This is a genomic window from Flavobacterium sp., assembly GCF_043778725.1.
Lineage (GTDB): Bacteria > Bacteroidota > Bacteroidia > Flavobacteriales > Flavobacteriaceae > Flavobacterium.
On sequence record NZ_JAYWFT010000068.1, the window covers coordinates 1 to 21,050 of the forward strand.

At 31.8% G+C, this 21,050-nt stretch carries 23 protein-coding genes and 1 other RNA gene; 11 read left to right on the forward strand and 13 right to left on the reverse strand.

Annotated features, from left to right (window positions below; all coding sequences use genetic code 11):
* Positions 1–221 precede the first annotated feature (221 nt).
* From ACH2CG_RS05700 to argH, 8 genes are read left to right on the forward strand one after another with little or no spacing between them, the layout of a single operon-like run.
* Positions 222–797 carry a GNAT family N-acetyltransferase gene (locus tag ACH2CG_RS05700; RefSeq protein WP_395063085.1) on the forward strand — a complete coding sequence of 192 codons (576 nt, stop codon included), beginning with the start codon at positions 222–224 and terminating at the stop codon, positions 795–797.
* Positions 772–1,971 carry an argininosuccinate synthase gene (locus ACH2CG_RS05705; RefSeq protein WP_395063087.1) on the forward strand — a complete coding sequence of 400 codons (1,200 nt, stop codon included), beginning with the start codon at positions 772–774 and terminating at the stop codon, positions 1,969–1,971. The genes ACH2CG_RS05700 and ACH2CG_RS05705 overlap by 26 nt, the downstream gene beginning before the upstream one ends.
* Positions 1,972–1,978: 7 nt before the next feature.
* On the forward strand, positions 1,979–2,953 hold the full coding sequence (gene argC, locus ACH2CG_RS05710; protein ID WP_395063089.1) for an N-acetyl-gamma-glutamyl-phosphate reductase: 975 nt from the start codon (positions 1,979–1,981) through the stop codon (positions 2,951–2,953).
* 11 nt (positions 2,954–2,964) lie between these two features.
* Positions 2,965–4,101 carry an aspartate aminotransferase family protein gene (locus tag ACH2CG_RS05715; protein WP_395063091.1) on the forward strand — a complete coding sequence of 379 codons (1,137 nt, stop codon included), beginning with the start codon at positions 2,965–2,967 and terminating at the stop codon, positions 4,099–4,101.
* A gap of 3 nt (positions 4,102–4,104) precedes the next feature.
* Complete coding sequence (locus ACH2CG_RS05720; RefSeq protein ID WP_395063093.1) at positions 4,105–5,064, forward strand: acetylornithine carbamoyltransferase; 960 nt, start codon at positions 4,105–4,107, stop codon at positions 5,062–5,064.
* Complete coding sequence (gene argB / locus ACH2CG_RS05725) at positions 5,051–5,842, forward strand: acetylglutamate kinase (RefSeq protein WP_395063095.1); 792 nt, start codon at positions 5,051–5,053, stop codon at positions 5,840–5,842. The genes ACH2CG_RS05720 and argB overlap by 14 nt, the downstream gene beginning before the upstream one ends.
* A complete protein-coding gene (locus ACH2CG_RS05730; RefSeq protein ID WP_395063097.1) occupies positions 5,820–6,890 on the forward strand; it encodes a M20 family metallo-hydrolase in 1,071 nt (356 codons plus the stop codon). Before argB ends, ACH2CG_RS05730 begins: the two co-directional genes overlap by 23 nt.
* Before the next feature lie 3 nt (positions 6,891–6,893).
* Positions 6,894–8,204 (forward strand): argininosuccinate lyase, encoded by a 1,311-nt coding sequence (gene argH, locus ACH2CG_RS05735; protein WP_395063099.1) that lies wholly within the window; start codon positions 6,894–6,896, stop codon positions 8,202–8,204.
* Here argH and ACH2CG_RS05740 read toward each other — a convergent pair.
* The 3 genes from ACH2CG_RS05740 to ACH2CG_RS05750 all read right to left on the reverse strand — a co-directional run bounded on the left by ACH2CG_RS05740 (position 8,201) and on the right by ACH2CG_RS05750 (position 9,837).
* The gene (locus ACH2CG_RS05740) at positions 8,201–8,677 is read right to left on the reverse strand and encodes an Lrp/AsnC family transcriptional regulator (RefSeq protein ID WP_395063101.1); all 477 of its coding nucleotides are present in this window, start codon (positions 8,675–8,677) and stop codon (positions 8,201–8,203) included. The genes argH and ACH2CG_RS05740 overlap by 4 nt on opposite strands.
* A 35-nt stretch (positions 8,678–8,712) precedes the next feature.
* A complete protein-coding gene (ruvX, locus tag ACH2CG_RS05745; protein WP_395063103.1) occupies positions 8,713–9,126 on the reverse strand; it encodes a Holliday junction resolvase RuvX in 414 nt (137 codons plus the stop codon).
* A gap of 126 nt (positions 9,127–9,252) precedes the next feature.
* Positions 9,253–9,837, reverse strand: a complete 585-nt coding sequence (locus ACH2CG_RS05750) for an META domain-containing protein (protein ID WP_395063105.1) — start codon at positions 9,835–9,837, stop codon at positions 9,253–9,255.
* A gap of 154 nt (positions 9,838–9,991) precedes the next feature.
* Between ACH2CG_RS05750 and ACH2CG_RS05755 the strand changes: the two genes are divergently transcribed.
* The gene (locus ACH2CG_RS05755; protein ID WP_395063107.1) at positions 9,992–10,810 is read left to right on the forward strand and encodes a 2,3,4,5-tetrahydropyridine-2,6-dicarboxylate N-succinyltransferase; all 819 of its coding nucleotides are present in this window, start codon (positions 9,992–9,994) and stop codon (positions 10,808–10,810) included.
* A gap of 97 nt (positions 10,811–10,907) precedes the next feature.
* Here the strand turns inward: ACH2CG_RS05755 and fsa are convergent, their stop codons facing one another.
* The 5 genes from fsa to ffs all read right to left on the reverse strand — a co-directional run bounded on the left by fsa (position 10,908) and on the right by ffs (position 14,227).
* Positions 10,908–11,564, reverse strand: coding sequence for a fructose-6-phosphate aldolase (fsa, locus tag ACH2CG_RS05760; RefSeq protein ID WP_395063109.1), 657 nt, complete (start codon positions 11,562–11,564; stop codon positions 10,908–10,910).
* 226 nt (positions 11,565–11,790) lie between these two features.
* On the reverse strand, positions 11,791–12,594 hold the full coding sequence (locus ACH2CG_RS05765) for an SDR family oxidoreductase (RefSeq protein ID WP_395063111.1): 804 nt from the start codon (positions 12,592–12,594) through the stop codon (positions 11,791–11,793).
* Positions 12,595–12,675: 81 nt separating this feature from the next.
* Positions 12,676–13,044: a bleomycin resistance protein gene (locus ACH2CG_RS05770; RefSeq protein ID WP_395063113.1), complete on the reverse strand. Its 369-nt coding sequence runs from the start codon at positions 13,042–13,044 to the stop codon at positions 12,676–12,678.
* 37 nt (positions 13,045–13,081) lie between these two features.
* Positions 13,082–14,080, reverse strand: coding sequence for an enolase C-terminal domain-like protein (locus ACH2CG_RS05775; RefSeq protein WP_395063115.1), 999 nt, complete (start codon positions 14,078–14,080; stop codon positions 13,082–13,084).
* Between the two features lie 49 nt (positions 14,081–14,129).
* An RNA gene (gene ffs / locus ACH2CG_RS05780) (signal recognition particle sRNA small type) lies at positions 14,130–14,227 on the reverse strand.
* Positions 14,228–14,314: 87 nt separating this feature from the next.
* Here ffs and ACH2CG_RS05785 point away from each other — a divergent pair.
* Positions 14,315–15,391 (forward strand): glutaminyl-peptide cyclotransferase, encoded by a 1,077-nt coding sequence (locus ACH2CG_RS05785; RefSeq protein WP_395063117.1) that lies wholly within the window; start codon positions 14,315–14,317, stop codon positions 15,389–15,391.
* 280 nt (positions 15,392–15,671) lie between these two features.
* On the opposite strand, the gene ACH2CG_RS05790 is transcribed toward ACH2CG_RS05785, so the two are convergent.
* A complete protein-coding gene (locus ACH2CG_RS05790; RefSeq protein WP_395063119.1) occupies positions 15,672–16,259 on the reverse strand; it encodes a hypothetical protein in 588 nt (195 codons plus the stop codon).
* 121 nt (positions 16,260–16,380) lie between these two features.
* Complete coding sequence (locus tag ACH2CG_RS05795; protein WP_395063121.1) at positions 16,381–17,106, reverse strand: bacteriorhodopsin-like; 726 nt, start codon at positions 17,104–17,106, stop codon at positions 16,381–16,383.
* A 116-nt stretch (positions 17,107–17,222) separates the two neighbouring features.
* On the opposite strand from ACH2CG_RS05795, the gene ACH2CG_RS05800 reads away from it, so the two are divergent.
* Complete coding sequence (locus tag ACH2CG_RS05800; protein WP_395063123.1) at positions 17,223–18,107, forward strand: Brp/Blh family beta-carotene 15,15'-dioxygenase; 885 nt, start codon at positions 17,223–17,225, stop codon at positions 18,105–18,107.
* Between the two features lie 67 nt (positions 18,108–18,174).
* Here the strand turns inward: ACH2CG_RS05800 and ACH2CG_RS05805 are convergent, their stop codons facing one another.
* The 3 genes from ACH2CG_RS05805 to ACH2CG_RS05815 all read right to left on the reverse strand — a co-directional run bounded on the left by ACH2CG_RS05805 (position 18,175) and on the right by ACH2CG_RS05815 (position 21,038).
* Entirely contained in the window at positions 18,175–19,275 is a 1,101-nt protein-coding gene (locus tag ACH2CG_RS05805) for an HNH endonuclease family protein (RefSeq protein WP_395063125.1), read from the reverse strand.
* Positions 19,272–20,276 (reverse strand): adenine-specific methyltransferase EcoRI family protein, encoded by a 1,005-nt coding sequence (locus ACH2CG_RS05810; RefSeq protein ID WP_395063127.1) that lies wholly within the window; start codon positions 20,274–20,276, stop codon positions 19,272–19,274. The genes ACH2CG_RS05805 and ACH2CG_RS05810 overlap by 4 nt, the downstream gene beginning before the upstream one ends.
* A 363-nt stretch (positions 20,277–20,639) precedes the next feature.
* Entirely contained in the window at positions 20,640–21,038 is a 399-nt protein-coding gene (locus ACH2CG_RS05815) for a heme-binding protein (RefSeq protein ID WP_395063129.1), read from the reverse strand.
* Between the last annotated feature and the right edge of the window lie 12 nt (positions 21,039–21,050).

Consider the following 21,050-nt stretch of genomic DNA (forward strand, 5'->3'; position numbering starts at 1 on the left):
CCAATACTACATCAGGATTTTCCATATATTAACAATTTTATAGAATCTAACAATCTCACAAAAATAATAAATTCTTTGCACAAATTAAAGTTGTTTACAAAAGTAAAAATTAAATTTTAAAAGATTAAAAATCTTAAATATTTGTTATAAAAAGATTTTTTATCTTTTATATGTTGTTTTATAGTAAATAATATTTATTTTTGTCAAAATTTTATAGAAAGATGATTAAAATTGAGCAAACAAATTCTCAACATTTAGTTTTCTGCGAAGCCATAATCGAAGAAATGGAACTTTCTGCTAAAGTGAGAGGAACAGGAATTGCAAAACGCTCGACAGAATATTTAAGTAAAAAGATTATTGACGGAAACGGAATTATTGCCCTAACGGAAACCAACGAATGGGCAGGATTCTGTTATATAGAAACTTGGAGTCACGATAAATTTGTGGCTAACTCAGGACTAATTGTTGCTCCAAAATATAGAAAATACGGTTTGGCAAGAAAGATAAAACAAGCCATTTTTTCCTTGTCCAAAGAGAAATTTCCAAAGGCTAAAATCTTCGGATTAACAACTGGTTTGGCGGTTATGAAAATAAATAGTGAGTTAGGTTATGAACCAGTAACCTATTCTGAATTGACGCAAGATGAAAATTTCTGGAGCGGATGCAAAAGCTGCGTAAACTATGAAATTTTAATCGCAAAAGATAAAAAAAATTGTTTGTGTACCGCCATGTTATACGAACCAAAATCAGATTTAAAACAAGAAGAATCCAATGAAAAAAGTAGTTTTAGCATATAGTGGCGGTTTAGATACCTCATTTTGTGCCGTTTATTTATCTAAAAAATTAGGATATGAAATTCACGCAGTTACCGTAAACACTGGCGGATTTACTGATGATGAAATAAAAGATATAGAAAAACGTGCCTTGACTCTTGGCGTGCATTCCTACACGTGCATTGATGCGGTGAAAACCTATTATGATACTTGTGTCAAATATTTAATCTTTGGAAATGTATTAAAAAACAATACCTATCCGCTTTCTGTAAGTGCCGAAAGAACGATTCAGGCAAAATCAATTGCTGATTATGCCAAGCAAATTAATGCCGATGCAATTGCTCACGGAAGCACTGGCGCAGGAAACGATCAGGTTCGATTTGATGTGATTTTTAATATTATTTGTCCATCGATTGAAATAATAACGCCAATTCGTGATTTGAAATTATCAAGAGAAGCCGAAATTGAATTTCTGAAAGAAAATAATGTCGAAATGAATTTTGAAAAAGCATTATATTCCATAAATAAAGGACTTTGGGGAACTTCTGTGGGCGGAAAAGAAACCTTGACTTCTAATTTAAATTTGCCTGAAACTGCTTTTCCTTCTCAGTTAGAAAAATCAGAAACTGACAAAACTGAAGTTGTTTTGCATTTCAAGAAAGGTGAATTATTAGGCATAAATGACGCAACATTTTCACATCCAAGTGAGGCTATATTGCATTTGGAAACATTGGCTTCACCATTTGCAATTGGCAGAGATATTCATGTTGGCGATACAATTGTTGGCATCAAAGGACGTGTTGGATTTGAAGCTGCTGCGGCAATAATCATCTTAAAAGCGCATCATTTATTAGAAAAACATACGCTTTCAAAATTTCAATTGAACTTAAAAAATCAATTGTCCGATTGGTACGGAAGTTGGCTGCACGAAGGTTTATTTTTAGATCCAGCGTTGCGTGATATTGAAACTTTTTTTGACAGTACACAAAATACGGTCAACGGAAAAGTATTCGTGACGCTTTTACCCTATCGATTTATTTTGAACGGAATTGAATCAGATAATGATTTAATGGCTTCTAAATTTGGAAGTTACGGCGAAATGAATTTAGGCTGGTCTGGCGAAGATGTAAAAGGATATTCAAAAATAATCAGTAATTCACTTACTATTTATCATCAGATAAACGAAAGTAAACTATAAATCTCAAATGGAATCAAAAATCAAAATAGGAATTGTTGGCGCTGCCGGATATACTGGCGGTGAACTCATCCGATTGTTGTTGAATCATCCTAAAAGCGAAATAGAATTTGCCTTGAGCAGAAGCCAAATTGGTAAAAAAATTAATCAAATTCACACTGATTTAATCGGAGAAACAGAATTAAATTTTACTAATAATTTTTCAAATACAGTTGATGTTTTATTTTTATGTCTTCCTCACAAGGAAAGTAAAATTTGGATGGAAAATAATCCATTATCTGAAACTATAAAAGTGATTGATTTAGGAAATGATTTCAGAATTGATGGCGCATTTGAAAACGGAAATTTCATTTACGGTTTGCCCGAAATTAACGAACAATTCATCAGTAAAGCCAATTATATTGCAAATCCGGGTTGTTTTGCTACCGCTATTCAATTGGCATTGCTTCCGTTAGCGAAAGCCAAAATCTTAAAAACGGTTTATACAACTGGAATTACAGGTTCGACAGGCGCAGGACAACAATTGCAAGAAACCTCTCATTTTAGTTGGCGTACCAACAATATTTCGGCATACAAAACATTGCAACACCAACATGTTGCCGAAATCTGCAAAACGCTAAATGGCTTCAATGATGAAAATATAAATTTAGAATTTGTACCATGGCGCGGCGATTTTACAAGAGGAATTTTTACCAGTTCTACAATTTTAACTGATTGGAGTTTAAATGAAATTCAGGCGCTTTATGAAGATTTTTACAAAAATAATCCGTTTGTATTTCTGTCTAAAAACAACATCGATTTAAAGCAAGTTGTCAACACCAATAAATGTTTACTATTTATTGAGAAAGACGAAAACCATGTTGTCATACATTCTGTGATTGACAATTTACTAAAAGGCGCTTCTGGGCAAGCGATTCAAAATATGAATTTAATGTTTGGATGGGAACCAACTCTCGGATTAAAATTAAAAGCTTCGGCATTTTAAAAAAGAAAAAAATGAAATTATTTGATGTATATCCACTATTTGACCTAAACTTTATAAAAGCTCAAGGCAGTTATTTGTGGAATGATAAAAACGAAAAATACCTTGATTTATATGGTGGTCACGCCGTTATTTCAATTGGTCACAGCCATCCAACTTATGTTCAGAAAGTAACTGAACAATTGCAACAAATTGGTTTTTATTCAAATTCGGTTAAAATTCCAATTCAGGAAGAAGTAGCACTGAAATTAGGTAAAATGAGTAATTATGAAGAGTATACTTTTTTCATGTGTAATTCGGGTGCTGAAGCCAACGAAAACGCATTAAAACTAGCCTCTTTTCACACTAAAAAGAAGAAAACTATTTGTTTCACCAAAGCTTTTCATGGAAGAACTGCAGCTGCAGTAGCAGCAACCGACAACAAAAGTATTATTGCTCCGGTGAATGAAACCGACAATTTTATTTTTGTTCCTTTTAACAACACAACTGCGTTAGAAGAAGCGTTCCAGAACCACGAAATTTCATCTGTAATTATTGAAGGAATTCAAGGTGTTGGCGGTGTTCAGATTCCAGATGCTGCATTTTTGCAAAAAATCAGAACTTTATGTGATGAAAACGAGGCTATTTTTATTTGTGACGAAATTCAATCGGGTTATGGACGAACTGGGAAATTCTTTGCGCATCAACATGCCAATATAAAAGCTGATATTATTACAGTTGCCAAAGGAATGGGAAATGGTTTTCCGGTTGGTGGCGTTTTGATACATCCAAAAATTGAGGCAAAACACGGTTTGCTTGGAACTACTTTTGGAGGAAATTATCTGGCATGCGCCGCATCAATAGCAGTTTTGGAAACTATTGAAACTGAAAATTTGATGCAAAATGCTACTGAATTAGGGAATTATCTATTTGAACAATTAAAAGAGGATATATTAATTAAAGAAATCAGATTTCAAGGTTTGATGTTTGGTATTGAATTAAAAGTTCCGTGTGCGCCATTTCGAAGTAAATTATTGAATGAATTTAAGATTTTGACAGGAAATGCTTCTTGTCCAAATACGTTGCGAATTCTTCCTGCTCTTAACATCTCAAAAACCGAATTGGATTTATTTGTTACTGCTTTTAAAACTATTTCTAACTCAAATTTGTAAACTATGAAACGATTTTTCTCTGCAGATGATGTTGCAAATATTGATGAATTGGTTCAAAATGCAATTCAAATAAAAAAAGCTCCTTTACAAAAAAGTGATTTAGGTAAAGGCAAAACATTGGGTTTGGTGTTCTTAAATTCCAGTTTGAGAACGCGATTGAGTACTCAAAAAGCAGCACAAAATTTGGGTTTGAATACCATAATTCTAAATGCTAATCTAGAAGCTTGGACATGGGAATTTGAAGACGGCGCAATCATGAACGGCAGCACTGTTGAACATATTAAAGACGCGGCAAATGTCTTGAGTCAGTATTGTGATATTATTGGTATTCGATGTTTTGCAGGTTTAGAAAATAAGGAAGACGATACTTCTGAAAAAGTGTATTCATTGTTTGAAAAATTCGCCACTGTTCCTGTTATTTCGCTGGAATCGGCAACATTACATCCGTTACAAAGTTTGGCCGATTGCATTACTATTGAAGAGCACAAACCCGAGAACAAGAAGCCAAAAATTGTGCTGACTTGGGCGCCACATATCAAATCGATTCCTCATGCTGTTGGAAATTCTTTTGCTCAATGGATGAGTAAAATAGATTGCGAATTTGTAATTACGCATCCAAAAGGATATGAATTGGATTCTAAATTCACTCAGGATGCAATTATCGAATACAATCAGGAAATTGCGCTTCAAGATGCTGATTTTGTATATATTAAAAACTGGTCGTCGTTTGAAGAATACGGAAAAATTCTTCCAACAGAAGAAGATTGGCTATTAACAAATGAAAAATTAAACGCGACCAATAATGCTAAAATCATGCATTGTTTACCTGTTAGAAGAAATGTAGAAGCAAGCGACGAAGTTTTGGACAGTGAAAATTCGTTGATTTATCATCAAGCCAACAACAGAACTTTTGCGGCTCAAATTATTCTTGAAAAAATATTAGAATCTGATGGACAAGCTTAATATTATAAAAATTGGAGGCAACATCATTGATGATGAAATGAAATTGAGCGAATTCATAGCTTCCATTTCGAGCTTAAACGAACCTTTTATTTTGGTTCATGGTGGCGGAAAATTGGCAACCGATTTAGCAGAAAAACTAAACATTCCACAGCAATTAATTGATGGAAGACGCGTTACAAATGCTGAAACATTAAAAATTGCAACGATGGTTTATGCTGGTTACATCAACAAAACTATTGTAGCATTATTGCAGAAAAATAATATCAATAGTATTGGATTATCAGGAACTGACGGCAATTTAATTGAAGCTAAAAAAAGAAAAAACAATGAAATTGATTACGGATTTGTAGGCGACATTTCAAAAGAAAGCATTAATATTTCCTTTTTAGAATCGATGTCAAATTTAGGATTAACTCCTGTAATTTGTGCCATTACGCACGATAAAAAAGGTCAATTATTAAACACCAATGCCGATACAATTGCGAATGTTATTGCAACCTGTTTGGCTCATTTATTTGAAGTAAAACTGTTTTATTGTTTTGAAAAAAAAGGTGTTTTACTTAATTCAGAAGACGAGAATTCTGTAATTGAAAGCCTTAATTTTGAGACGTTTCAGGATTTAAAAAATAAAGGAATTATCAATAAAGGAATGATTCCGAAAATCGAAAATTGTTTTCAAGCTTTGGCAAATGGAGTTAAAGAAATTGGAATTATCAACGCTCAAAACTGCGTTAATTTTATAACTAAAAACAACAATGAAGGAACAAGAATTAAATAAGTTATTTGAATCGGTTTATGCGCTATTAAAAGAATTAATTGCCATTCCTTCGTTCAGTAAAAGTGAAGATAAAACTGCAGATTGCATTGAAAATTTCTTTGCAAAATATGGTATTCCAACACATCGCGTGATGAATAATGTATGGGCTTTCAATAAATATTATGATGATTCCAAACCAACAATCCTTTTAAATTCACACCACGACACGGTAAAACCAAATGATAGTTACACCTTAAATCCGTTTGAAGCTATTGAAAAAGACGGAAAATTATTTGGTTTAGGAAGCAACGATGCCGGAGGTTGTTTAGTGAGTTTAATAGCAACATTTATCCACTTTTGGGACAAAGAAAATTTAAAGTACAATTTGGTAATCGCAGCAACTGCCGAAGAAGAAATTTCAGGAATAAATGGTATCGAATCGATTTATAATAAATTGGGAAACATTGATTTTGCAATAGTTGGCGAACCTACCGAAATGAATTTGGCAATAGCCGAAAAAGGATTATTAGTTTTAGATTGCGTAGCCAAAGGAACGCCTTCTCATGCAGCACATCCAAACCATGACAATGCCATTTTAAATGCAATTGAAGATATAAATTGGTTCACAAATTACAAATTTGATAAAATTTCTGATTTATTAGGCGAAGTAAAAATGACGCCAACCATTATCAATAGTGGTTCACAACATAACGTTGTTCCTGATTCGTGCCGTTTTACAGTTGATGTAAGAACCACAGAATTATATTCGAATACCGAAATTTTTAATATTATAAAAGAAAACATAAAAAGTGAGGTTACACCGCGTTCGTTACGGTTAAATTCATCGTCAATTGCGTTATCGCATCCTTTTGTACAAGCTGGTTTACAAATTGGAAGAACGTATTATGGCTCGCCAACTTCGTCCGATCAAGCGGTAATTCCTTGTCCATCCTTAAAAATGGGTCCAGGATTATCAACTCGTTCTCACAGCAGCGACGAATTTATTTTTACACATGAAATTAAAGATGCAATCCAAATTTACAATGCTGTTTTAACTCAAATACTTTAAAAAATGACACATAAAATTTGGCAAAAATCGGCTAATGATAATGATCTGCATGCTAAAATTGTGGAGCAATTTACGGTCGGAAACGATGTGGCGTTTGATTATGTTCTGGCAAAATTTGATGTTATGGGTTCATTGGCACATTGTGAAATGCTTCATTCAATCGAACTTTTAACTTCTAAAGAATGGATATCTATTGAGAAAGAATTGAAACATATTCTAACTGAAATTGAACAAAATAAATTTGAAATAGAACCCGGAATTGAAGATATCCATTCACAAGTAGAACATCTATTGATTCAACGAATTGGTGAAACTGGCAAAAAAATTCACAGTGGTCGTTCTAGAAATGATCAGGTTTTAACCGATTTGAAATTGTATTTGAAATCAGAAATTTTAGAAATTACTTCGCTTGCAGAAACCGTATTTAAAACATTAATTTCATTAAGCAATAAACATAAAAACAATTTACTTCCTGGTTATACGCATTTACAAATTGCAATGCCATCATCGTTTGGCTTATGGTTTGGCGCTTATGCAGAAAGTTTGGTTGATGATTTAGAATTATTTTTGGCTGCATACAACATTATCAATAAAAATCCATTAGGTTCTGGCGCAGGTTACGGAACTTCCTTTCCTTTAAATCGAACTTTAACGACAGAATTATTGGGATTTAAATCGTTGAATGTGAATTCGGTTTATGCCCAAATGACTAGAGGAAAATCGGAGAAAGTAATGGCAATGGCACTATCTGGATTGGCTGGAACATTGAGCAAATTGTCTTATGATATGTGTTTGTATCTAAATCAGAATTTCGGATTTATCTCGTTTCCAGATTCGTTGACTACTGGAAGCAGCATTATGCCACATAAAAAAAATCCAGATGTTTTTGAAATTATGAGAGCACGTTGCAACAGAATTCAGGCGTTGCCAAATGAGTTGATTATTTTAACAAACAATCTGCCTTCAGGTTATCACAGAGATTGCCAACTTACAAAAGAAGGATTATTTCCGGCTATAAAATCACTTAAAGAATGTCTGGAAATGCTTGATTTTATGTTACAAAATATAGAAATTAAAACCGATATTGTAAAAGATAAAAAATACGATTATATGTTTAGTGTAGAAAATGTAAACGAGCAAGTTTTGGATGGAATTCCGTTTAGAGATGCGTATATAAATATTGGATTAGCAATCGAAAATAAGGAGTTTATCCCAAATTACAATATCAATCACACCCACGAAGGAAGCCTTGGAAATTTATGTAATGAATTAATCGAAGACGCTTTTAACAAGGTTATTTCGAAGTTTAATTAATCTATTTTTGGCAAAATATAAGCTGTTTCTTTTTTGGCTTCATTTAGAACAATACTGCTATGATATTGCCCAATATTTGGAATATTAGAAATCACATTTACCACAAAATTATTGTACGATTTAATATCTTCTGCAATGATTTTTAGCATGTAATCATAATTTCCAGACAGACTAATTACTTCTTGAACCTCAGGAATTGCAGTTATTGTGCCTTCAAACGAATCGAGTGCGGCTTTAGATTGTTCTTTTAAAGTTACGTTACAATAAACTACAATTTGAATACCAATTTTAAATCGATCAACTAAGGCAACATACTTGGTTATTACATTGTCTTTCTCAAGATTTTTGATTCTTTCATAGGTTGGAGTGAACGAAAGTCCTACTCTTTCACCGATTTCCTTTACTGAAATTGTCGAATCTTTTTGAAGTATTTCTAAGATTGCCAAATCTTTTGTATCTAACTGATGTTTCATTTGTAGTGCTTAAATTGAATTCAAAAATATAAAAACTATTTCTTATTATGAAGATAATCTTGAAGCATTATTGTTGCTGCAATTTCATCAACCAAAGCTTTATTTTGACGTTGTTTTTTATTCAATCCGCTATCAATCATAGTTTGAAAAGCCATTTTCGACGTAAATCGCTCGTCTGAACGTTCCAATTCCATATCTGGAAAGGCCGTTTTGAATTTAGTTACAAATTTCTCAATTATTTCAGTACTTTGAGATGGCAATCCGTTCATTTGTTTGGGTTCGCCAATTAAAACTTTAATTACTTTTTCTTTTAAAAAATAGTCTTTTAGAAAGGCAATAGCAGTTTCGGATGGAATTGTAGTTAAACCTGATGCAATAATTTGCAATTCATCGGTAACGGCAATTCCGGTGCGTTTCATTCCGTAATCAATAGATAGAATTCTTGGCATTTTGTAGTTTTAATGCAAATATAAGCTATAGAATTGTGCAAAATATATTTTTCAAAATTAAATAAAAAACAAAAGGCATCCTTTACAGAACACCTTTATAGAATTGTATTTAAAAATTAATTTAAATTATTTCACAGCTTCAAATTTTGCAATAGCTTTTTTTCCTTTATGAAGATGCAACATTGTTCCTTCAATCATGTAATTGTCAGTTTTCTCGATGGTTTTAATAAAATTATTTTCAAAATCCATGTTTGGACATGCCATTTTAGTTCCCATTATTTTAGAAAAAGCCAGTTTTTCTGCCGATTTCATTACGAAAGTTCCAGCAAAATTATTACATCCTGCATACGCAGCAAATTTACCTGACTTAGAATCTAAATTAATAAAATAATCTTTGTTAGTACTACTTTTTACAGCTTTACCATTTAATTCTACCAATTTCCATTTAGTTTCTGCCAAAGCATATTTACCTTTGGATGGATCTGTTGTTACAGTTGTTGTTTTAGTTGATAATTCATTGGGCAAATCAACATTAGACACATCGGTAGTGTCAGTTGCAACTGTAGAATCTACAACAACATTCTCGTCTACTACAGTTGTATCTATTGCTGTAATTGTGTCGTTAGCCATTTGTGAGGCAGCTTCGTCTTTTTTCTGACAGCTAGAAAATGATAATAATGCAATTGTTGCAACAAGATAAAAGTTTTTCATAATAAGTTAGTTTTAAATATTTATATTTTTGACAAATTTAAGTACTATTGAAACCTAATTTGTTACATAATTATTTTAATCTTTTATATAGTTTTGGACATTTAGATGGACTAAAATTAACGAAAAGATTTTATATTTGTAAAAAATACATTCGATGAAAAATTTGCAAACTAGTATAGAAAGTGCTTGGGAAAACCGAGAATTATTGAAAGACGAAACGACTTTAAAAAACATTAGAGAAGTAATAGCTATGCTTGATGCAGGAAGCTTGCGTGTTGCTCAACCTATAGAAAATGAAGGTTGGCAAGTAAACGAATGGGTTAAAAAAGCCGTTGTAATGTATTTTCCTATCCAAAAAATGGAAACTTTAGAATCTGGAATTTTTGAATACCACGATAAAATGTTGCTTAAAACCGGGTATGCCGAAAAAGGAATTCGAGTTGTTCCACCAGCAGTTGCAAGATATGGCGCTTATATTTCTAAAGGTGTAATTTTAATGCCAAGCTATGTAAATATTGGTGCTTATGTCGACGAAGGAACAATGGTCGACACCTGGGCAACTGTAGGAAGTTGTGCCCAAATTGGTAAAAACGTGCACCTTTCTGGAGGTGTTGGAATTGGTGGTGTTCTTGAACCTTTACAAGCAGCACCAGTAATTATTGAAGATGGCGCTTTTATAGGTTCAAGATGCATTGTTGTAGAAGGTGTTCGTGTAGAAAAAGAAGCTGTTCTTGGAGCCAATGTATGTCTAACTGCTTCTACTAAAATAATCGATGTTACAGGAAGTGAACCTATAGAATATAAAGGATTTGTACCTGCACGTTCAGTTGTAATTCCGGGAAGTTACACCAAGAAATTTGCTGCAGGAGATTTTCAAGTTCCATGTGCATTAATTATAGGAAAAAGAAAACCATCTACCGATTTAAAAACATCATTAAACGATGCACTTAGAGAATATGATGTAGCGGTTTAGTTTTAGATTTTTAGTTTTATTAAAATAGCAAAAGCCGATTCTCAATGTGAAAATCGGCTTTTTATTTCTCGTATTTTGTACTTCGTATCTTCTACTTTTACTTGTTTCCTTTCTCGAAATCAGCAATAAATTGTGCCAATCCAATATCGGTTAATGGGTGTTTCAACAATCCTAAAATTGCAGATAATGGTCCAGTCATAACATCGGCACCAATTTTTGCACAGTTTACAATGTGCATTGTATGACGAACAGAAGCTGCCAGAATTTGAGTTTCATAACCATAGTTATCATAGATTTCTCTAATTTCTTGAATCAAGTTCAATCCATCAGTAGAAATATCGTCTAATCTACCAATAAAAGGCGATACAAAAGTAGCTCCAGCCTTAGCAGCCAATAACGCTTGACCAGCCGAAAATACTAAAGTAACATTGGTTTTAATTCCTTTATCAGAAAAATATTTACACGCCATTACACCTTCTTTTGTCATTGGTAATTTCACCACAATTTGATCGTGTAATTCAGCAAGTTCTTCGCCTTCTTTAATCATTCCGTCGTAGTCAACCGCATTTACTTCGGCACTAACTTCACCGTCACAAATGTTGCAAATATCAACGTAATGTTTTAAAATATTGTTTTTCCCTGTAATTCCTTCTTTAGCCATCAACGAAGGATTGGTTGTAACGCCATCAAGAACACCAAGTGATTGAGCTGCTTTGATTTCGTTTAAATTGGCTGTGTCAATAAAAAATTTCATAATATATATTTAGTTGTGTTTTATTATTTGGGCGTTACCCTACGTGAAAAACTTCGGGTCAGGCTATCCGTTCCAAGTCCTCAACTTACTTCCACTAACGTTCCAGTAAGTTTCCGGGCTTTCCACTTCTATCCTTAACGCAATCGCGTGCAAAATTACGAATTCATTTTCAAAAATCAATTCAAATAAAATTGAATTTTGAATTTGAATTTTGTAATTACTTTTTTTACAATTTATAATGATTCATCAACATTTTTTCATAAACCTTATCAGGAAGAATTCGCTTTAAAACAATAGAAAACTTTTGCATAAAAGCTCCAATTTTGTAATGCACTTTTGGATTAGGAGTTTGGATAATCTTATAAATTGCTGCTGCCATTTCGTTCGGATTACTTCCAGAATCTACATGTTCGTCCATTGTTTTTAGCGTATTTCCATATGGAATTTCATAAGCTGAACCTTTTATCAATGGCGCATGAAAGCGTCCTGCTGCAATATTCGTAGCAAAATCACCTGGCGCTACATTAGTAATATGAATTCCGAATGATTTTACTTCCATACGCAATGCTTCAGTAATCAATTCTAAAGCGCCTTTCGATGCCGAATAAATACCGCGGTAAGGCAAACCCATATAACCTGCAATCGAAGTTATATTGATAATCAAACCCGATTTTTGACTTCGCATTTGTGGCAAAACAGCTTTCATTACTTCAATTGGTCCAAAAAGATTGGTTTCAAAATTATTTTGGATTTCCTCAGTTGGAATTTCTTCAATTGGTCCAGTAATTCCAACGCCAGCATTATTAATAACTACGTCTATCCTACCCGATTGTAAAATTATTTCAGAAACCGCTTTTTGAATACTTTCTTTATTTCTAACATCCAAAGCAATCAACGGAAAAACCGAACCTAAAACCTTTTCAGGATTTCTACTCGTTCCATAAACTACAAATCCTTTCTCGTGAAGAAATTCTCCAATAGATTTTCCAATTCCCGATGAACCTCCTGTTATTAATACTACTTTACTCATAACTATATTTTTTAGATAAAAGAAAATAGACTTCTCAAAGTTAAACCTACACTCTATTTTCTTTTCTCTATTTTCTTTTTTCTATTTCTTCCACAAATCTTGTCCGAATTGAATCATGTAATTATTATTGTCATAAATGGCAAATTCACGCATGCCCCAATCAAAATCTTCAATATCATACGCTACTTTTACTTTGTCTTTTAAATTAGTCCAAAGTGCATCAACATCATCTGTTTTTATATAAAAAGTTCCCGAAAAATAAGGACTTTCAAATGGTGTATGTCCATTGGGTTCGGCAATCATAATTTCGCATTCGTCTTTATGAACTGCTGCCCAACCCCATTCTTCGTTTTGGTTTCCACAAGTAAATCCTAGAATATCACAGTAAAAATCGACTGTTTTTTGTAATTCTTTTGTCCAAATCATTGGAACTATAGGCTGAAATTTCATCTGATATAAATTATTGGATAAAGATAGAAATTCTATTCTAAATTATAGAAATTCCCAATCCTGGTTTTTCTGAAAGTTGGATTTTTCCGTTGTCAATTTTAGATCCAAACGCCAAATCATTTTCTATAAGATTCGCACCATCTAAATCGGCATAATCACAAAAAGGAGCCAAAACAGCACCAGCAGAAATTCCTATGGTAGATTCGGTCATGCAACCTATCATTATTTTATAATTCAATTGTTTAGCAATTTTAATCATTTGCAACGCAGGTGTCAATCCGCCACATTTTACCAATTTAATATTGATACTTCTATAATGTGGTTTTAATTGTTCTAACGAAGTTGCGTCTTGACAATCCTCATCTGCCATCCAATTGGCATGCAAATTAGAATTCAAAACCGAAAAATTTTCAGAACCTTTTTTCATAGGTTGTTCTAAATAAGAAAACTTCTCTGTTCCTATTTCATTTTCTAAACACATACAATCTTCCTTGCTAAAACTTCCGTTAGAATCTAAAGCAATATTGTGATTTAATTGTAATAACGCTTTGATTTCTTGCTCCTTAAAATGATTGCATTTTACTTTAAACTTACTCCAAGAAGAAGCTTTAATTTTCTGAATTTGAGTTTCAATTGGAGCAACACTTATTGTAATTGACGATTCTGGAAGTTGGTTTATTTCAATCGAATTTAGAGTTAAAAAACTTTTATTTTCTAATTTTCCAAATAAATCCCAATAAGCACAATCTAATGCCGAACGAAGAAAACTAGGAAGATCTAATGTTAAAAGAAAAGTGTAAAAATCAGTTGGATGATTTATCGATTGCTTTTCTATTTTTTGTTGAATTATTTCTAATTTCAGCACAAAATCTGCTAAGTTTATTTGATAATAATCAATAGCTGTACATTCGCCTTGACCCGAAAAATGGTTTGATTGTAACGAAATAATTAGCGCTTCTCTGTAAAAATAATTTCCGTAAGCGATTGAGAATGTTTCCTTTAAATTTAATCGAACTATTTGCCAAGATAATTTCATTAAAGGAAAATTGAAGTTAAAAAAAAATCTGAAACTAAGTTCAGATTAAAAATGGCAAGCGACCTACATCGCACCGCTCAACCGCATACCTTTGCTATGTTCCCATCCTGGAGGATTCTGTAGGAGCTGGTCGTGTAGGACTTGCCGCTGCAAATATACAATCTTTTTATATTTTTGCAAGAAATTAACATCTTAAATAATACATTTGTATTTATAAAAATCAACCTTTTTGTAATGAGAAAATATAACGTATTAGTATTCATTTTATTAGCAACTTTATCAGTTGTAAGTTGTAAAGACAAAAATACAACAGAAAGCTTTTTTAGTATTAACGAAGACGTATTAAAAGCACAATATACTCCAAAAGAAGCATTGAAATTGGAAGTATTAAATCCTAAAAACAAAAAAATTGATAGTATTATCTATTCTATTAATGATAAAAAAGTTGGTGCTGTAAAAGGAACTGATAAATTTTCATTTGATTTTAAAGATCAGAAATTGGGGTATCAAAATCTAAAAGCCAACATTTATTTTGAAGGAGAAAAAGAAATCGATTCGTCAAGAGTAGAATTAATTTCGGATGTAACTCCGAAGGTTTTGACTTATACAATTGTAAATACTTATCCCCACGATCATGAAGCTTACACTGAAGGATTGGAGTTTTATAAAGACTATTTATATGAAGGAACAGGAAATGGCGAAGGAAACGATACTCAAAAAAGAGGCATTTCTAGTATGAGAAAAGTAGATTATAAAACAGGAAAAGTATTGAAGAAAGTAGAATATCCCGAAGTAATATTTGGGGAAGGAATTTCTATATTGAACGGTAAAATTTATCAACTTACTTATAAGCAAAACGAATGTTATGTATATGATGTAACTACTTTTGAAAAAATAAAAACGTTACCTTACTATAAAAAAATGGAAGGTTGGGGAATGACAAATGATGGTAAAAACTTATATTATGATGATGGTTCAGAGAAAATTCATATTGTAGATTCTGAAACTTTTAAGCAAATTGACAATATCAATGTGTATTCTGGAAATGCTAAAATAGATGCAATAAATGAACTGGAATGGGTAGATGGAAAAATTTACAGTAATATTTATCAAAGAGATGCTATTATTATCATTAATCCGAAAAATGGTGCTGTTGAAGCAATGTTAGACTTATATGATTTGAAAAATAAAATAACAAAACTTGCCGATGTTGATGTCCTTAACGGAATTGCGTACAACCCAAAAACTAAAACATTCTTTGTAACGGGTAAAAATTGGGATAAAATGTTTGAGATTAAAATAAATCAATAATGTCTAGTAAAATAAAATCTGTAATTCCCAAACCTTGTCAAGAAAACTGGCTGGAACTCAATGCAGAAGAGAAAGTACGTTTTTGTACTTTGTGTCAAGAAAAATGTATTTGATTTTACAAATGAAAGTGGTGAAAATTACGATGATAAACGTTTAAAATAATCTTCCAATTCCTATACTACCAATTATAGTAAAAGCAAACCAAGATTGATTGATAAAATTTCTGATTTCTTCATATTTAGAAAATAAAAAAACCGAGCTACTAACTCGGTTTAATTTTTTATTTTTTCTTAGCGTTAACGTATTCCATTTTTGTAACATCGTAAACTAACTTATTTTCTTGCGTTTTATTCTTTTGTGTTACAGTGCCATCAGGATTTAATGTAAACTCAAATCCTTCTCTTCGCATTTTTTCTTGCGTTTCTGATGCATTTTTAAGCCTGTCTAAGAATACTTTTTCAACAATATGATTGGTCAATTGTGTATTGTAAAGAACCAATTTCTTTGAAGTAACTTCATAAATATTAGAATAAATAGTAGTAATATCTTCAGTTTTTAAATCGGTTTTATTTTGTGTGATTTCTGTCCAAGATAATAAATACAATTTAGTTCCATTTGCAGTAAATGCAATCAATTTAGAATCTTTAGGAGCAAATTTAGCATCAGCAGTTTTAATGATTATAGCGTCTTTAGCTTTTCCGTTTTCATTAATTGTTAATTGAAAATTTCCTGCTTTTACCTCGGCAACGAGATTATCAACTTTGGCAACAACCGGACTTGCTTTCACCGCTTTAGAAGATTTCTTTTTCTGTGCATAAATTGTAGTACTCATCAGTATTACAATAACTAATAAAACTATTTTTTTCATTTTTACAATTTGGGTTATTTATAGATGACCAATATACAAAATTATTTAAACCGCAACTGTTAAATAAAAAAAACCGAGTAATTTCTTACTCGGTTCTATTCAAAAACTAAAAAATTAAAAACTAATCTTTTTGCGATTTTAAGGCTAGATTATAAATAACCAATCCAAAACCGATTTTGTTAATTGCATCAGCAATATTGTAAGCAACATCTACATTACCTTTTCCAAGTAATCCAGTGTACCAGCCATCAGTACCCAACATGTAACCCAATGGATAAATTGCCCATCCTACCAATACAAACCAACATAAAATTTTGTGCGCAGCCAAAACGTTTCCTCCTGCGGCCGAAGCTAATTTAGATGCTTCACCCAACCAAATTTCATAAGCAATAGCAAAATATGCTAACCCTGAAACTAATCCCCAAATCCATGCATTTCCTGGATCTACGGCTTCACCAAAATATCCAGTTACCAACATGATAAGTGAATAAATAATCATTTTCCACAATAATGATGTTTTTGCTCCAGCTACTTTAAGAATTAAATAAAACTCTAAACACATTAACGGAACAGTAAGAACCCAGTCTACATATCTGAAAAATGTAGGTGATTCACCAAAACTAGCCCAGTAATCTCTCATGTAAAAGTAATGGACCGCAGCAATAAAAGTGATTAAACCAGAGACTAATACAGAAGTACGCCACTTCTTATCAAACTGGTTTAGTGATAGAAAAAAGAAAGCTGATGCTGCCATCATGGCCATGCAACCAACAAAGAAAGTAAAACCTACATAATCTGTAGGAAGCATTTTCGCTACTAGCGATGGAAATAAAAATAAATTTGACATAGTTAAAATGTATTAAGATTATTTGTTTAACCAAAATTAAAAAATATTAAACAAAATAAATAATTTTGTTTAGCTTTTTATTATTAAATTTAAACAAAATATTAACCCCACAATAGATGACTAGATCCAATAAATTCGCAATTGTAGTAAGTTTTTTTGCTCTCTGGATAAATGTTTATTTTTCTTTTAAGTATCAACAACTTGCTGGATTTGTAGTAATATTCTTATTCGGAATTCTTCATGGCGCAAACGATTTAGCTTTGTACACAAAAATTGACCACGAGAATTCTAATAAATCATTTAAAAAAATATTGATTTACTACCTTTTGGTTATCTTTTTTGGATTTATACTATTTTATTGTATCCCAACTCTAGCTTTATTATTGTTTTTACTTTTTAGTGGATATCATTTTGGGGAACAACATTGGAATAATTTAAAAGATTCTAAAAATAGATGTTCGAGTATCATTTTTCAAACCACCTATGGATTGTTTATATTTTCATTGCTGTTTTATTTTCACGAAGAAGAAGTTAAATTGATAGTAAGTAAAATAATTAATTTTTCTATTGGTTCAATAAATTTTGCTTGGATAACTTTAGCATCAGGAATCGCTTTAGTTTTATCATCTATTTCTATGGCTAGAGCATCATTGACTTTCAAAAATCAAATTGTAATTAATATTTTTTACATATTTGTTTTTGCAATAATTTTTAAAACTGCCGATTTAATATGGGCATTTGCAATTTACTTTGTAGTTTGGCATAGCTTGCCATCCATTAATGAACAAATAAATTATTTGTATGGAGATTTTACATTGCGTAATTTCCAGAAATACTTTAAGTCTGCATTTATTTATTGGATAGTATCGTTAAACGGAATCTTAATTTTGTTTTTAGTTTTTAAAGACAAGCAATTATTTACCGCATTATTCTTTTCTTTTCTTGCTGCTATTACTTTTCCGCACACTATAATTATTATAAAAATGCAAAATAAAAAATAAAAAAACCGAGCAATTTCTTACTCGGTTTTGTCCTTAATCTAAAAGTCATATCTCATTTGCATAAAAATTACTTTCCTGATTTTATTCTATTATCGTTTTTACATAGCATTTGACAATTTTCAGCATTTGTCCTTCCTCCTTCGTGCCATGGTGTAATGTGGTCGGCTTCCATTTCGTTTAATTCAAATTGAACGTTGCATTTTATACAAATTCCTTTTTGCCTTTCAAATGCCTCTCTTTTTTGCTTATCAGTAAAAGAACGAATACTTAAATATTTTTCTTTTCTAGTTAAAACATATTCGTAAATTCCCGACTTTTTTGAAACATCTTCGTCTTGCATTAAGTCTGAGATTTCTTTTTCCAACATTTTAGTATCAAAAATTTTATCTTTGTATACATTATAAAGAAAACCCCAATTAATACCTTTCATTTCTTTTCTGTATACTGTAAAAGTTGCTTCCGTCCAAGAAATTACATCTTGAAAATATCGCCAAAGAGCACTTGCGTTTGGGTCATGTTGATGGTTGGACATATACACTTCAATATTCTCTTTTGAAATCCAATCAATAGTTGTTTGAAAATAGTCTTGTCGGTTTACTGCTCCTATTAAGTACTTATTACCAATTTGATAAGCTACACATCCAGTTTTACTAAAATATTTTTTTGCATCTGAAACCCAAGAACCAGAATATACTGCATTTCGTAATTCTTGTTCCGTTAACTTCTCTCCAGCAATATTTATGGTTTTAAACCATTCTAACTTTTCACTTTCTGTTCCACTACAAATGTAAACCATCAATTTATAATTCATAATTTGGTCTTGCTCATTATTTTGCAAATTATGAAAAGCACGTTGACTTGGAATATTACCCACCATAACCGAATAATCGCCTTGAACATATTGACAAATAGAAATGGTACGTTGTTGTCCGTCAATAACTTCAAAATTACCATCTTCACGAACTGCCCAATACATCACATTAAGTGGATAATCTTTGGTAAGCGTATTAATAACAGCATCACGCTGTTTGTCTTTATAAATAAATTCACGCTGATATGGCGGACGAATATCGAGTATTCCTCCAAAACCAACAATACCGTTTTCATTATTGTCTTGGTAACCATTGGTTAGTTCACGAACCGTTATTTCTTTTAGTTCTATTTTCATAGTCGTTTGTTTTTGATAATGATACGTAAATATAATTCAACGCCATTTACGATTGGTCTTCCGTGTGGTGTGTTTTCATATCGTATTCCTTTATTTACTTCTCCAGTATTCATAATTCCTAATAATTCAAATTGTTCTGGATTATATTTATCAATAAATGTAATTGGTACGCCCATAAAACCCGAATAATCTAATGGAATATCTGCAACTTTATTCACATTTATAGCATTATAATTATCATAATTTGGAAATTCAGCTTGACTATATTTTTTGTAAAGAATTATATCTTCATGACGTTTTCTATTGTCAAGATTTGTAAACCACATGATATTTCCCATGCTAAAAAACTTTTTTCCATCTTCAATTTTCTTTCTTGATTCAGTTGTAATATCATATTCATATGGTACTTCAAACCATTTTGTCCCGCCATTATCCATCCCTAACCAGATTTTGTCTTTTTTAATCAACTCAAAAATCTCTTTATATGTAATCGCGTTTTGGCTTCCAAGTATTAAAAATTGTTTATTGAAATCTATTAGTTGAGCGACATATTCTCTAAATAATGAGAATGGTGGATTAGTAACCACAATATCTACTTCTTTTAAAAGTTCAATACTTTCTGGACTTCTAAAATCGCCATCACCTTGTAAATGTATTATGCCAATTTCTTCAATATCAGGTATTTTATTACCATTTTTATCTCCAAAATATTCGAGATAAATAGCTTTTTCAGATTTATTTTCACTAAACAACTCCATATCTTGACTTTTGTAACAAGTGGTTATAAGTTTTTTAAGTCCTAAACTCTCAAAATTATAAGAGAAATAATAAAAAAAGTTGCTAACTCTTGGATCATCACAATTACAAAAAACAACTTTATCTCTAAAATGTTCTTTGTAATGTCTTAACTCTTTTTCAATATCTGTACGTTGAGTAAAAAACTCATCGTTCTTTGATTTACTTGCTTTCCGTAAAGTTTTATTTGAAGATTTTATTGCCATAATTTAGTTTAAAAGCGAAACTTGCTCTTAAACCGATAAACAAAAAGGACGTGAAACTGTCCATTGTGCTTATCTTCAATTCAAGGTACCTAGGAGAGACCGTGTGTATAAATAAGCACGAACAGCTCACGCCCAAACGGACGTGAACTCTCGCGACTTATTCTCATACACATTTTGAAATTTCCTAGGTTTCTGAATTGAGAGAATAAGAGCTAAAAGCTCAACAATATGTTAATATTTTATGTTTCTATTTTATAATTTTTATTTTTAATTATTCACAAATATACATTTTTAAAGTTGTTTACAAAACACAAAAAAACCGAGCAATTTCTTACTCGGTTTTTACTCTATTGCGCGCAAAATTTATAACGAATTTGCTCCTGCTTCTGCAACTGCATGATCGTTTTCTACAGTGCTTCCGCTTACGCCAATTGCTCCAATAACATCGCCATTGCTATTTTTTATTGGAATTCCACCAGGAAAAGATATCAATCCGCCGTTAGAATGCTCAATTCCAAAAAGTGATCCTCCAGGTTGCGAAAGACTTCCAATAACACCTGTAGGGAAATCGAAAAAACGTGCTGTTTTAGCTTTTTTCAATGAAATATCTGCCGATCCTAACCATGCACCATCCATTCTAGCGAATGCTAAAAGATTGGCACCGGCATCTACAATTGAAATGTTCATTTTGGTATCTAATGCTACCGATTTTGCTTTTGCTACTGCAATTGCTTTTTCTGCTTGTTCTAATGTAATATTCATAACTATATTTTT